This window comes from Pseudomonadales bacterium, assembly GCA_013215025.1.
Classification (GTDB): domain Bacteria; phylum Pseudomonadota; class Gammaproteobacteria; order Pseudomonadales; family DT-91; genus DT-91.
This window is the reverse complement of record JABSRR010000071.1, coordinates 1-13,686: the sequence shown is the minus strand read 5'-3', so window position 1 is coordinate 13,686 and position 13,686 is coordinate 1. Positions and strand designations below refer to the sequence as shown.

Here is a 13,686-nt window from a genome sequence, read left to right as displayed (position 1 = left end):
ATCATGTCAAACATCGATTTCTCATAGAAAACCGCAGGCAGGTGTTTCAGGTCAGGAATACCACCATTACTGGTGACATTAAAACCGTGGCAGCCCGCACAATAACGATGATAAAGATCCAAACCAGACGCTAAGGTTTCATCGCTAACAACAGGCATATCAGGCAACTCCGGATACTGAACCTGATTAACTACCGGCGGTAAATGCTGCGAAGCGCCTAGCTTAAATACCAATATTCTAGAGTGAAATGGGCGCTCTTTAGGCACCTCATTACCCGCTATTAAACTGAATGCGCCACCCCGCCCAGCCAATACCGCAATATATTGCTCACCATCCACCGCATAGCTGATAGGTGCTGCGACAATGCCGGTTTGCGCAATAAATTGCCACAGTTGCTCACCAGTTGCCGCATGGTAAGCACGAAACTCTCCATCATCGGTGCCCTGAAAAACTAAATCGCCAGCCGTACTTAAAATACCGCCATTCCAGGTTTTCGAATGGTCAACACGCCATTGTTCGGATTGGGTTTTAGGGTCCCAGGCGATCAAATGACCGGTAGTCACTTTATTTAAAATAGCTTGGTTTAATTCTGCCGGCGTACCAGGATAAGGTTTTGCATCAACGACGCCAGTATTCCAATGCCCCGCTTGATGCTGATACTGATCTACTTGTTGATACTGGAATGCTGATCGCATCAGCGGAATATAAACAAAGCCGGTATCAGGGTTATGCGCCATAGGGTGCCAGTTATGCGCACCAATCGAAGAAGGCTGAATAAAATCAGAGCCGCCTGTTTGCTGGTAATTTGCTATTTCGGTCTCCACAGGGCGACCCGTCTTCATATCATAATGACTAGCCCAGTTGACCTCAGTATAGGGTTCGGCAGAGAGTAGCTGACCATTTTCGCGATCAATGATAAAAAAGAAACCATTCTTGGGTGCATGCCAGATAACTTTTTTGTTCTCACCCTGCCAATTCATATCCGCCAGCATAATATGTTGGGTGGCCGTATAATCCCAATTTTCAGCGGGCACTTCTTGGTAGTGCCATTTATAGGCACCTGTATCAGGGTCAAGCGCGACAATAGAGGATAAATACAAATTATCGCCGCCACCTGGACTTCGCACCTCTCTATCCCATGGCGAGCCGTTGCCAACGCCTAACAGTATTTGATCTAGCTCATGATCATAGACAATCGAGTCCCATACAGTGCCACCACCGCCATACTGCCACCACTCACCACTCCAAGTATCGGCAGCGTTAGCCATCAGTTCGCTCTCAAAGCCATCTTCCGGGTTACCAGGAACTGTATGGAATCGCCATACTAATTCACCGGTATTGACATCATAAGCCGATACAAAACCTCGAACACCATACTCTGCACCGCCATTACCAATAATGACTTTACCTTTAAAAACACGCGGAGCACCGGTTATTGTATAAGGGTAATTTTTATCCAAATGCTTGGGTAACGTCACTACCTCCCAAATTTTTTCGCCACTGGCGGCATCAATCGCGATCAATCGGCCATCTAAGGTGGCCGCTAAAACTTTACCCTGCCAAAAAGCAACGCCTCGGCTGACAACATCACAGCAGGCCATTTTTCCCCAAGATTTCGGTACCTCAGGGTCATATCGCCAAATTAACTCACCCGTTTTTGCATCTAAAGCATAAATAATATTCCAATTTCCGGGCACATACATGACGCCATCTGCAACAATCGGTGTTGCTTCAAGGCCACGTTGGTAATCCGTATCAAAAAACCAGCTGAGACCTAGCTGCGCTACTGTTTTGGTATTAACCTGCGATAAAGGGCTATGTCGCTGCTCTCTATTGGAATAGCCATGCACAAGCCAATCAGACTCTTTATTCGCCTCTATGGCATTTATGCGTTGAGTAGATACTGCCTGCGGCTCTTTCTCCTCAGCCTCACTGGCATTGGCCGTACCTGTTGTTAATAAACAAAACAGCAGTGATAAAAACAATGAGAAGCGAAAGCTGCTTACTCGACGGTGGTTGAAAAAAACGAATTCGTGAGGGTTGTTGTCGCTGTATCGAGGCATTGAAAACTCTAAATAGTATTAAAAATTGAGTGTAGCATAGCTGTGCTTGCCGCCTTATTATTTCTGGATGAACTCGCAAATATTGCAGCATTGTCATACCCAGCTATAAGGTGACATTATTATGACATTTTTACTTTTGTAGGCTTGTATGCATGGAAAAAGATGGCCACTGACTAACACTGGATAAATGAAACTGCCTTCTGATTTAATGACTCAAAAGTAGTGCCAAAGTATATAGCCTATGACTATTACAGCGCGTTTTTAGTCATCAGTTCTAAGGAGCGTCATAGCCATCAAAATTATGCGGGTGCTTACCCGGTATTTGTCGATAAAACGCCTGCATTTCAGCAATTTCTTGCTCAGCGTTACCGGAAGTATACAAAACCTGATGAATGCCTAACTGCTTTTTTTGATAATCAATATATGACATTACAATAGGGACTTGAGCGAGGTGCGCCATAAAATAAAAGCCAGTTTTCCAGTTTTTTACTGGGGCACGTGTGCCCTCCGGTGAAATAACTATCAACAACTTCGATTGTAATTGGAACTGCTCTACCACCGCGTCAACAAAATTCTGCGAGGCCTTTCGGTTAATCGCAGTACCGCCAAGGTAGCGCATGATAGGCGCTAATGGCCCCCAAAATAGCGTATGCTTACCAATCCAGTTTATTTCAAGGCGCATAATCAATGCGGCCATTAGCATTAACGGAAAATCCCAATTACTGGTATGCGGCGCGCCAATAAGGATGCCCTTTGCCACATCAGGCTTAGATGAAGGCATTTGCCAGCCGCTTAGTCTTGCGCAGCTTATCGCAACAAGGCGCAAACAAGCCGTGATGATAGGCGTATTAAAAATAGTCATAGTAGGCAGTTACTCAATGGATAACTATTACGTCGTTATAAGCCATTATAAGAAGCGCATATAGTCGCCCGCTTCGTGCTGCGGAATCGATTTTCGTTTCGCACCTACTGCAGGGGTACCCAGATAAATAAAGCCCATAAGCTTTTCATTATCAGCCAGTGCTAATGCTTGATGCACTTCTGCACTAAACGCCAGGCTGCCAGTTCGCCACATAGCCGCAAAACCTAATGTTTCAGCAGCCAATAAAATATTTTGGCAAGCAGCGCCAAGAGAGAGTGTCTGCTCGACTTCTGGGACTTTAGGGTGTGACTGATAATGCAACACCGGTGCAATAATTAAGGGGGCTCGGTGTGGTTTTTGGAGCAGTTTTTGTACCTCATCGGCAGTCAAACTATCACCCGATGCCTTGGCCTCGGCTTGTTTAGCGGCAAGTAAAGCTCCCGCAAGTTTATCGAGACCTTGCGCCTGAATAATCACAAAGCGCCATGGCCTTAATAAAGCATGATCTGGTGCCCTCAGCGCCGCACTGATGATGCGCTCAAGCTCAGTCTCTGAGGGAGCCGGAGCTTCTAGCTTAGGGCATGAGTTACGNTGCAAAAGGGCTTCAATTACATTTTCTTTCATCAATAAAACTCATCTGAAAAATCGCTCAATAGTAGATGATTAAACGCGCGCAATGGGTATTTGCGCAGGNGGCTCACCAAAAAANAGATTCATGAAACCCTCATTATCGGCATCAACATCTAAACTTTTAATCCATGGCCGCAAATCGCCCTCTGTGCAGGGAATTAAACAATGCTCTATGTGATCAATGATGAAAACAGGACGTTTAAGGGCCAATAATAAATCTAATAAATCATCTGCATGTGTGCCCTGCTTTTTCAACCCAAATGGCCAAAACTCAATAATCAGCTGAATCTTAGGACTGTGCTGCAATATTGGCAACAGTCCTTGTATAACAGAGAACTCAGCACCCTGAGTATCAATCTTCAGCACATCAATCATGGTAATATAGGGCGACAGTAATGCGGCTCCTTGGCGCAGGTCGATTGAGATTGCTTGCCTAGATTCACCACGATCATAGATTTGATGATCGCCAAAATTATCTCCAGATAAAAATAGCTCTCCCTTGCCGTCACTATCGGCCAAGGCACAGTTAAAACTGTAAACATTTTCCAGTTGATTGAGTTCGATACTCTGCTGCAGCAAAGCATAATTAGCGGGCTCTGGCTCAAATGCAAACACGCTTAGACTAGGAAAATGTTTTGCCGCAATCAGTGAGTAATAACCAAGGTTGGCACCAACATCTACAAAGTTTTGCTGTTTAGCAAGGCAAGCCAGCAGCAGCTTGGTTTCAAACGGCTCCCAAACGCCAAACTCTTTAATCGTTTTTGATATGACTTGATCACCGAATTCATGAACATACATATGCACATGTTGCGCAAGCGTTTTATCCAATAATTGAGCACCAAGCAAATCCAGCGGGTAAGCCTGCATGAAGAATCTCGTTAAAAATATCTAAAAAGTTTCGTTAAAATTGCTGACGCATTGACTTAAGGTCAGCTTTTGACGGCGAACTGTTGGTCTCATAAAAATATTTAACTGCTAGCGCCACATCGCGGATCTCACCTTTAACAATCGGTGCAATAAACAGGCTATCTAAAAACCGTCCAAGTGCACCAAATGGGAAGCTGTAAGTCATGGTGGCTGTAAAAATACAGTGTTCAGGATCAAGCCCATCCTCTAGCGCATAATCAAAGCTCGACTGAGGAAACGGTTTATCTTTCTCGCCATCATGCAAGCGGATCGTAAACCCAAATCCATTGCGCCAATCAGTAACAGTCTCATCCATTGCCATCATTTTTTTAAATACACGCCGACTCGCACCTACGCCTTCCGTTTGCTCGGTGTGCATTTCTGTTTTAATTAAACCAGGCACATATTTATGAGGCACGGTAATATCCTGCATGATCGACCATGCTTTATCGCGCGGCATATCTAGGGTGACTTTGTAACAAATTGCTCGACTCATATTGACTGAAACTCTTATTATTATTTCAAAAGTAAATTAGACGCATACTGCTGGTGTTGAATACCATAAACCCGCAGCGTTAAGGCTTTAGCTCAAATTCGCGGGCAAAATCAGAAGCAAATGTCTCGGTCCATTTCTTGGCAGCTTTTTGTAAATCACAAGAAGACTCCAATTCTAACTGGCTGCGCATTTGACAAATTTTTACCAACTGTAGAATCATTTTTGCCTGCATCGACTTCGGATCATCAAATTGAAATTCAATGTCAACTTGTGCGTTAGCGTCATCGCAATCAGACACATTAAGATCAGGCAGAACATATAGCACCTGGCCAGACACATTAATCAAGGTGCTCTGATACTCAAGGTGTAACTCACAGCTGAAGCAGAGTTGGCTTGATTGTTGTTTAGACGCCGAAACAGATACGCCAGCCGCTACGGAAGACTGGCGTTGTCGCAGAGGTTGCAGAGGTTGCAAAGGTTGCAAAGCTTGTTGCTGATCAAACAAATGAATTAAAACAGAGGGATTGATGCTGAAAAAGATAGATGTCTGGCCAAGCGATGACTCCGCCTCATTTATTGCATTATCTGTTTCAGGTAAGCGTAGCGACGAGGCGGCACAAGGTTGACAAGGCAAACAAATATCCATCTCGTCAATAAGAATATTTTTCTCTGAAATCAATAGCTTGAAGCTAATATCTGAAGCATCTTTCAACATGCTTAAAACAAACTCATTGGCAGCAGTTAAATGTTTGCAAAGTGCATAAAAGTGCAAAAAGTGACTAAGGCAAAATTTTGACTAGAACACAGACGAATTTCAAATTCTGCCAAGCATCATACTGATTTTAACCCAACAAGCCAGCATAAGCTGATTTAATTGTTAGATCGATATCGCTTTCAAAGCCATCAATCGCAAGCTTACCATCAGAAAAATGCACACTATTTTCATCGCAAACCCCATAATCAAAACGATAAATCGTTTGTGGGTCGCCGCTTAAGGCCTTTTCGTCATAAGTGGCGGCACTTTCACGCACCGCTTCATTTGCGGCTTTGTAAGCTGAAATCTCACTCGCACCATACTTAGTCGCAATCAGTTGCTCAGCGATATGCGGGGCTAATAAGGTTGCTGTGGCATTATTGCCGCCAAAGCCTTTGGCATTGATAATACCGACATCTAAGCCCTGCTGCCCCACCTCAACGTGCTGCATAGGAATATGCAAATGACTGTGATGCACATCGTCAGCAATATGATCGATGGTGGTAATGCCTGGGAATAAACCGCTGTTAAAAATACCCAAAGACGCGGCAATTTGGTCGCCACCGGCACAACCAATCGAGTGCCCCAAATAGCTCTTCACTGCTCCCACTAAAAAGTTATCCATGCCAAAATGTTTGGCCGCTTCATTGATAATATGCGACTCCGTCACACGGTTTTGCGGTGTAGACGTGCCATGCGCTTGGAAGAAGGCACGCTCACGGAAGGCTTTCTCACCAATAATCGAGCGCGCTGCAGCCATGGCTTTCGCCACGGTCACATAGTTACCCACGCCAGGCGCTGAAATCGATTTTTTATAACCATCGGCATTCACAAACACTTCACCGACCGCACCATGAATCGTGGCGCCCATTTCCATCGCCAAAGCGTCATCAAACAGCACAATAAACTGCGCCGACTCAGCAATGGTAAAACCTTTATTGGTTGAAAATGGACGACAAGCTCTGCGGTTATTCGCCACATCACTGCCATCTAATTCACGCAGTTCGGCATCGGTGACCAAAGCCCCCATCGCCGAATAGCCTTCCATGATCTCAGGCAAAATTGGCGACTCCGCATTCCCCACAATTGCCACACGCGCTTTACCCGACTGAATATCGGCCACGGCCATGCGCAAGTTGTATAGGAATGACGCACAGGCACCCATTGCGGTACCGGTAGTACCGACACTGCCGAGCAAGTAAGCGTTGATAAAGTCGGCCGGCATTTCGGCAAAACCAAATGGACAGTGCTTTGAGGTGACTTTTTTACCGGTTAGGCGAGATTTCATCATACCGCCATAGCCGTTGTTGTCTAATTGGCTCATACTAGAGCCGGCATAGACGCTGATATAATCGGGCGAGACTTTGCTGCGCACCAGGTCCCAATCGATGCCCATCGAATTGAGCGCATCCGAGGCGCCGTATACAGTCATTTCAATACCACGAGGGTGGTTGCGCGATTGATAACCCGCGCCAGGTTTGAAACCCTCTGGCAGCATGCCAGCACTGGTGACAGTGGCCTGGCGCATCGCCGGAATCATAAAATCGCTATCACCGGTAGCAGTTATGCGCACTTGACCCGCACCTAAGTCTTGAACCGTCCAATTGTGTGGTAAAACTTCCGGTAATGACTTGGCTTTCGCTTCAAAAATAATCGGCTGATCTTCACCCGCCTTGGCGATAATTTTGCGGTTCCAAGGAATACTCGTGGTATCAAAGTGCGAATCAGAGATTTTACGAATCAGCGAGTTAGCTAAAATAAATTGCTTATCGGAGGCTTCAACACCCATTAAAGCCGACAAAGACTGCAAGGTTTGCCGCTGTTTATCTTGGCTCAGTGCATCAAACACCATACGGTTATGCCCATGATGAAACGAGGCACGACCGGCCGCGTTAACACCACCAAAACCAACAATCACAGGCAAGTTGAGCATTTATTTATCCTTATTAACCAATACATCTAAAGTGTTTAAACAGACAATGACGCTATCGACTAGACGTTTTATATTTGTGCTGCCGCATTGTATAGACACAGCCAACGGATAATAGAATAATAGCGCCACAATACAGTATAAAAGCGTCACTTGATGAGTCAGTCATATATAGCAAAACACTTCAGCAAGGAGTCTAAGGAGTCAATTCTGGTGCATGTCTTGCTCAGCGCCAGCACCCTGTCTTCATCCTTTTCTCTGCCAATTGAAATGCTCTGCGCTGCTACCGAGCGCGCCCGAACGCAACTGCAAGATCGCGCCGATCGCGCTAAACACCAGATACAGATTCAATTGGTTGCCGAGCGACAAGGCCACTACCCTTGTCATGCCGGATTATCCTTCAGCGCCGACCTAAGTGCAGCGGCCGCAACTGAGCAAACCCCAGACTTGATCTTGATACCAAGTTACTGGCGCCATCCTCTTAATGCGGCCAATAGTAGTCAAGGGCTGATTGATTATCTGCAAATACAGGAGAGTCGCGGCGTGCGCATGTGCTCGTCTGGCACGGGTTCTACCCTGTTGGCTGTCGCCGGAATTTTAGACGGCAAAGCTGCGACTACCCATTGGTTTTATTTTGATGAAATGGAGAAACGCTTCCCCAAAATACGCTGGAAGCGATCGCATAGAATAACGCAATCCAGTAATGTATTTTGTGCAGGCTCAGTCAATGCGCTAGCCGATTTATGTATTTATTTAATTGAGCAAATGTATAGCCCACAAGTTGCGCACGCTATCGCCAATCAGTTCTCACCAGAAGCTAGGCAGCCACTGCAAGAGCAACTATTTAGAGATCATGGGCATTCCGCTCTCAATGATGAACTTGTGGCTGAGGCACAAGACGCGCTGCAACGCGAACTCAGTTCTAGATTAAACAGTGAGGCCTTGGCAAAAAATTTAGGCATTTCCCTAAGAAGCCTGCAGCGCCGCTTCAAAACTGCCACAGGCTTAACCCTCGGCCAATATCAGCAAACCATTCGCATTGATCTGGCTAAATCCCTACTGAGAGACAGCAATGCCGGCATTGAAGAAATTGCCTTGATCTGTGGTTTTAACGATAGCCCGCACCTTTCGCGCCTGTTCAAAAAAGTGACGCAACTCTCGCCTTCGCAGTATCGATTGAATGTTAGAGCTAAGTTATTTGAAGGGGCAATTGAGAGCCCGACAGAACGCATGGTATGATTTGCGCTCATTTTTTCAGCTCATGCTATAAAACTGACTACAAAAGAACACATACGCCCCCTAACACCGAAGACGTAACAGAATCAGGAGTAACCATGACAGCCGCTGCCACTATGAATTCAGAATCACAAGCACAATTAAGTCCAGCTCAAGCGATTGCTTTACTCAAAGAAGGCAATGCACGCTTTGTTAATAAATCCCCGCTTGCTCGTGATTATGCGTCACAAATCTCTGATACGGCCTCAGGTCAATTCCCATTGGCTGCTGTAGTATCTTGTATCGATTCTCGCATCCCGACTGAGATCGTATTCGACCAAGGCATCGGTGATGTATTTAACGCACGTATCGCCGGTAACTTTGTTAATGAAGACATCTTAGGCTCATTAGAGTTTGCTTGTAAAGTAGCCGGTGCCAAAGCGATTTTGATCATGGGTCATACCGCTTGTGGCGCAGTAAAAGGCGCTTGTGACAAGGCTGAGCTTGGCAATCTCACACAAATGCTAGCTAAAATCACACCGGCTGTTGATGCCGTTGAAACACCAGCAGGTACAGACCGTAGTTCAGCCAACGCAGAGTTCGTTGATTCAGTTGCGGTAGCAAACGTTGAACTTGCGATTGCTGATTTGAAAGCAAAAAGTGCGGTCTTGAACGAGATGATTGAGGCCGGTGAAATCACCATCGCAGGTGCTATGTACGATGTGAAATCGGGTGAAGTGAGCTTTTTATAATCTCTTCTAACTGATCTATTATGGCGTTCTTGACACTAAAGCTAGAACGCCAGTTGCGCTAAAAGATGTTTACTCAAGCAGTGTAGTGCTTTTAGCGATAAATCCTTACCGCATCACATATTCGCGCATCGCCGTGGCTTCGATATGATCCAGATCAATAAAATTACTCACATCACTTTGAATGCGCATCGCATTATAAATTGCCCAGTTACCATCAGCAGCAAAGAAGTTAGAAAAATCCGTTAAGTCTTCATCTTTTTGCATATGCAAAGGCACGATGCCTTCGTAAACTGGCGCATCGGCACTTAGCGCTTTCACCACCACGTTTCGCTCATAACGCCATAAGGGGTGAATCTCTAATGCAAATGGCGTATGTGAGCAGTGCCAATAATCTTTAAAGCCTTTCGCATCTAGCCCCTCTTTACGTTTAAATAAGGACACTGAGACAATACCCGGTGAAGCCTCACCCACTGGCCAGTCTCTTTGATAATCCAACGGCAGGCTATGCTGAACTTGATAAGCTGAGGCAAAATGCACTTGCTCGCTCAGCCACTGATAAAGGCGAGTAGCATCCTCTTTGCTATCGGTTTTGACCGACACAATTGCAGCCAATAAAGCCCCATCGTCTCTGGGCTTTTGCCTGAGCGTTAGGCTTTCAATTGATGGGTCGGTAACCCAATAACGAATCGAGTCACTGTCTATAGCTAAGATGGCTGGCGTAAGCTGATTAAACAGCAACTCATCAAAAGCGGCTTGACTCATACCCGCATCGCGCCACAACACAAAATGATAGCGATTATCCTCGGGTAAGTTCTGATAAGCCTCGGGCAGGTTTTCGCAGTTATAAGGGCTAGGCGGAAATATCTTCTCACAACCGCTGAGAAGAAAAACGGCCACCACCGTTATGGATAATAGAACTATGGTTTTAAACCGGGAAACAAGGTACATGGTGAAGCTTCTTTTTTGATTTTTATCTATAAAACTTAAAGAATCGCCTTGTGCTTCTCAAGTGCTATCGCATTAAAAACCAGACAGCCAGGGCTGAGCCAACAGCTTGAAATACTCGAAAATACCCCCAGATTAAAACCACAGTAATGGCTTTTGTGCTAAAATTTGCGCCACTTTTTAAACTGACGCTTAGTTAGCGCGCTTTTTTAGCCGCCTTTGACTCTTTAAATACAGGAAAACATTATGACTGAATCGGTAGTGATTGTAGACGGTGCACGTACCCCAATGGGCGGCCTTCAGGGTTCTTTAAGCGATGTGACAGCGGTTGAATTAGGTACCGTGGCGATTAAAGCGACCCTTGAGCGCAGTGGTATTAATCCTGAGCTAATCGATGAAGTCTTTATGGGTAACGTTCTGTCGGCTGGTCTTAAACAAGGCCCTGCGCGACAAGCGGCGTTAAATGCAGGCGTTCCTCAATCAGCCGGCGCCGTGACATTAAATAAATTATGTGGCTCTGGCATGCAAGCGGCGATGTACGCTTACGATTCGATTGCTTCAGGCACCAACAAGGCGGTGATTGCCGGTGGTATGGAAAGCATGACCAACGCCCCTCACCTTGTGATGGGTGCGCGCTCTGGTGTTCGCACTGGCCACAGCCAATTTTTAGACCATATGTTCTTTGACGGCTTAGCCGATGCCACCACCGACCGTATGATGGGCAGCTTCGCGCAAGATACCGCTAATGAGCACGGCGTAACTCGTGAAGGCATGGATGAGTTTGCGATTCAATCTTTAACCCGTGCACAAGAAGCGATTAACAATGGCACTTTAGATGATGAAATTGAGCCAGTTGTGATTAAAACCCGTCGCGGTGAAACCACGGTTAAAGACGATGAGCAGCCATTAACCGCTAAAATCGATAAGATTCCTAGCCTTCGCCCGGCGTTTGCTAAAGACGGCACGATTACAGCTGCCAATGCCAGCTCTATCTCTGATGGTGCGTCAGCGCTATTATTAATGAGCGAATCAGAAGCTGAAGCTCAAGGCCTTAAGCCATTAGCTCGTATTGTTGCGCACACGCGCCACTCTCGCGACCCAGAGAATTTCACCATTGCACCCGTTGGCGCCATGCAGAAGCTATTTGATAAGACTGGCTGGAGCAAAGACGAGGTTGATTTGTATGAAATCAACGAAGCGTTTGCCATGGTGACCATGCTAGCAATCAAAGAATTTGATCTTGACCCTGCTAAAGTGAACGTACACGGCGGTGCTTGTGCGCAAGGCCACCCTATTGGCTCTACTGGCTCACGTTTATTGGTTACCTTGATGTACGCCCTTAAGCGCCAAGGCCTTAAGAAAGGTATTGCGTCGTTATGTATCGGTGGTGGTGAAGCGACGGCTATGGCAATTGAGATGATCTAAATTAGCTGTATTCATGGCTAACCTTCTGTTATAGAAATCGACTGATCATACAGCTGATTCTCCGAAGACGCTGTGCATACATCCTTGTTCGCTTGGCTGCCGCGTTTTGTACAGGTGGTATAATATGTAAACTTTGCAGGAGCAAAAGTTTACCCGCGGCAGACACTTCCAAAAGCAAAATGTATACTCAGCCTTTCAAGGCTCATAACAATACCCAAATAACTCACTAGAATTTTTGACAAGCTTGCAGCAGAGTTAGTGGTGCAGACTTTTCAAGTTGCCTGCTGCACTTATTCGGTAGCCAAGCGTATATGGACATACTCGCATCGCCCTTGAAAAGCATGCACCGCTTACACTGCCCTCTGACTGAAAAAACTAGTTAAACAAAACAAGCTGATACCCATGAACAAAGACACTCTACAAAGCTTACTTCAGTTTGATAAAGAGCATATCTGGCACCCATACTCGTCGATGACTAACCCGCAGCCTATGCAGCTGGTTGAGTCAGCCGCTGGGGTGTATATCCATTTAGCCACTGGCGAGAAGTTGATTGATGGTATGGCGTCTTGGTGGTCGGTGATTCACGGTTACAATCATCCTGAGCTTAACCAAGCTCTAGTTGAGCAAACCGAGAAAATGGCGCATGTGATGTTTGGCGGCCTAACGCACGAGCCTGCAATTAAGCTTTGTCAAAAGCTAGTTGAATTATCGCCCGAGGGGCTCACCAAGGTTTTCTTGTCAGACTCGGGCTCGGTCTCTGTGGATGTGGCCATGAAGATGGCGATTCAATATTGGCAGGCAAAAAATAAGCCTAGCAAGCATCAGTTTTTATCGCTGCGTAATGGCTATCATGGCGATACTTTAGGTTCTATGTCGGTGTGCGACCCGGTGACCGGTATGCATCATTTATTTGCTGATGTCATGATGCAGCAACACTTCACTGAATCCCCTTCGGTTAAATTTAGTGAGGTGTTTGATGAGGCTTGCCTTGAGGATTTAAAAGCCAAACTAGAAACCCTGCACGAGAGCTTGGCGGCACTGATAGTAGAACCGATTGTGCAAGGCGCTGGCGGCATGAAGTTTTATCACCCTGACTACCTGAAAGCCGCTAGAGAGCTGTGCGATCAATACGATGTGTTATTGATTACTGATGAAATTGCCACAGGCTTTGGGCGAACCGGCGAATTGTTTGCCTGCCAGCATGCGGGTATTGCCCCTGATATTATGACCTTGGGTAAAACCCTAACGGGCGGCTATATCACCCTAGCAGCGACCTTAACCACCGATGAAGTCGCCGACACGATTTCCAATGGTGAAGCCGGTTGCTTTATGCACGGGCCAACGTTTATGGCCAACCCTTTGGCTTGCGCGGTGGCTAATAAGCATATCGAATTGCTGCAAAGCTTTGACTGGCAAAGCAAAGTTAAAAGCATTGAAACTCAGCTCAAGAGCGAGCTTTTGGAAGCAGCCAGTTACTCGGCTGTTGCGGATGTGCGTATCTTAGGCGCCATTGGCGTGATTGAGCTGCACCAGTCGGTTGACATGCCCTCGATCACCCAAAGCTTTATTGAGCAAGGCGTCTGGCTTAGACCCTTCGGAAAGCTGGTGTATATCATGCCGCCCTACTCGATCACAGAAACCGAGTTAAGCACGCTGACCTCGGCCATGAAAACAGTGGTGAAAGCACTGTGAGCACGTTTACCCCAAA

12 protein-coding genes are annotated in these 13,686 nt (G+C 46.2%); 4 read left to right on the top strand and 8 right to left on the bottom strand.

Going from position 1 to position 13,686, the window contains the following annotated elements:
• The 7 genes from HRU21_07010 to HRU21_06980 all read right to left on the bottom strand — a co-directional run.
• Positions 1 to 2,063: PQQ-dependent dehydrogenase, methanol/ethanol family (locus HRU21_07010; protein NRA42043.1), on the bottom strand; the 2,063-nt coding region annotated here is incomplete at its 3' end.
• Positions 2,064 to 2,337: 274 nt separating this feature from the next.
• Positions 2,338 to 2,925 carry a lysophospholipid acyltransferase family protein gene (locus HRU21_07005; GenBank protein NRA42042.1) on the bottom strand — a complete coding sequence of 196 codons (588 nt, stop codon included), beginning with the start codon at positions 2,923 to 2,925 and terminating at the stop codon, positions 2,338 to 2,340.
• Positions 2,926 to 2,970: 45 nt separating this feature from the next.
• Positions 2,971 to 3,549: a nitroreductase gene (locus HRU21_07000; protein NRA42041.1), complete on the bottom strand. Its 579-nt coding sequence runs from the start codon at positions 3,547 to 3,549 to the stop codon at positions 2,971 to 2,973.
• A gap of 39 nt (positions 3,550 to 3,588) precedes the next feature.
• Positions 3,589 to 4,422 (bottom strand): FkbM family methyltransferase, encoded by an 834-nt coding sequence (locus HRU21_06995; protein NRA42040.1) that lies wholly within the window; start codon positions 4,420 to 4,422, stop codon positions 3,589 to 3,591.
• Positions 4,423 to 4,456: 34 nt separating this feature from the next.
• Positions 4,457 to 4,957, bottom strand: coding sequence for an SRPBCC family protein (locus tag HRU21_06990; protein ID NRA42039.1), 501 nt, complete (start codon positions 4,955 to 4,957; stop codon positions 4,457 to 4,459).
• A gap of 79 nt (positions 4,958 to 5,036) precedes the next feature.
• Positions 5,037 to 5,672, bottom strand: coding sequence for a hypothetical protein (locus HRU21_06985; GenBank protein ID NRA42038.1), 636 nt, complete (start codon positions 5,670 to 5,672; stop codon positions 5,037 to 5,039).
• A 127-nt stretch (positions 5,673 to 5,799) separates the two neighbouring features.
• Complete coding sequence (locus HRU21_06980; GenBank protein ID NRA42037.1) at positions 5,800 to 7,644, bottom strand: beta-ketoacyl synthase; 1,845 nt, start codon at positions 7,642 to 7,644, stop codon at positions 5,800 to 5,802.
• Positions 7,645 to 7,797: 153 nt separating this feature from the next.
• Between HRU21_06980 and HRU21_06975 the strand changes: the two genes are divergently transcribed.
• Together HRU21_06975 and HRU21_06970 are read left to right on the top strand one after the other, a co-directional pair.
• Positions 7,798 to 8,880: a helix-turn-helix domain-containing protein gene (locus HRU21_06975; protein NRA42036.1), complete on the top strand. Its 1,083-nt coding sequence runs from the start codon at positions 7,798 to 7,800 to the stop codon at positions 8,878 to 8,880.
• A gap of 95 nt (positions 8,881 to 8,975) precedes the next feature.
• Positions 8,976 to 9,608 (top strand): carbonic anhydrase, encoded by a 633-nt coding sequence (locus tag HRU21_06970; protein ID NRA42035.1) that lies wholly within the window; start codon positions 8,976 to 8,978, stop codon positions 9,606 to 9,608.
• Positions 9,609 to 9,713: 105 nt separating this feature from the next.
• Here HRU21_06970 and HRU21_06965 read toward each other — a convergent pair whose 3' ends face one another.
• Complete coding sequence (locus HRU21_06965) at positions 9,714 to 10,556, bottom strand: EthD domain-containing protein (GenBank protein ID NRA42034.1); 843 nt, start codon at positions 10,554 to 10,556, stop codon at positions 9,714 to 9,716.
• A 243-nt stretch (positions 10,557 to 10,799) separates the two neighbouring features.
• Between HRU21_06965 and HRU21_06960 the strand changes: the two genes are divergently transcribed.
• Positions 10,800 to 11,978, top strand: coding sequence for a thiolase family protein (locus tag HRU21_06960; GenBank protein NRA42033.1), 1,179 nt, complete (start codon positions 10,800 to 10,802; stop codon positions 11,976 to 11,978).
• A 402-nt stretch (positions 11,979 to 12,380) separates the two neighbouring features.
• A complete protein-coding gene (gene bioA, locus HRU21_06955) occupies positions 12,381 to 13,670 on the top strand; it encodes an adenosylmethionine--8-amino-7-oxononanoate transaminase (protein ID NRA42032.1) in 1,290 nt (429 codons plus the stop codon).
• Positions 13,671 to 13,686: the final 16 nt, after the last annotated feature.

Coding starts and splice junctions, on each gene's coding strand:
- HRU21_07005 (NRA42042.1), bottom strand. CDS start 2,925: ATGACTATTTTTAATACGCCTATCATCACGGCTTGTTTGCGCCTTGTT.
- HRU21_06990 (NRA42039.1), bottom strand. CDS start 4,957: ATGAGTCGAGCAATTTGTTACAAAGTCACCCTAGATATGCCGCGCGAT.
- HRU21_06985 (NRA42038.1), bottom strand. CDS start 5,672: ATGTTGAAAGATGCTTCAGATATTAGCTTCAAGCTATTGATTTCAGAG.
- HRU21_06980 (NRA42037.1), bottom strand. CDS start 7,644: ATGCTCAACTTGCCTGTGATTGTTGGTTTTGGTGGTGTTAACGCGGCC.
- HRU21_06975 (NRA42036.1), top strand. CDS start 7,798: ATGAGTCAGTCATATATAGCAAAACACTTCAGCAAGGAGTCTAAGGAG.
- HRU21_06970 (NRA42035.1), top strand. CDS start 8,976: ATGACAGCCGCTGCCACTATGAATTCAGAATCACAAGCACAATTAAGT.
- HRU21_06965 (NRA42034.1), bottom strand. CDS start 10,556: ATGTACCTTGTTTCCCGGTTTAAAACCATAGTTCTATTATCCATAACG.
- HRU21_06960 (NRA42033.1), top strand. CDS start 10,800: ATGACTGAATCGGTAGTGATTGTAGACGGTGCACGTACCCCAATGGGC.
- bioA (NRA42032.1), top strand. CDS start 12,381: ATGAACAAAGACACTCTACAAAGCTTACTTCAGTTTGATAAAGAGCAT.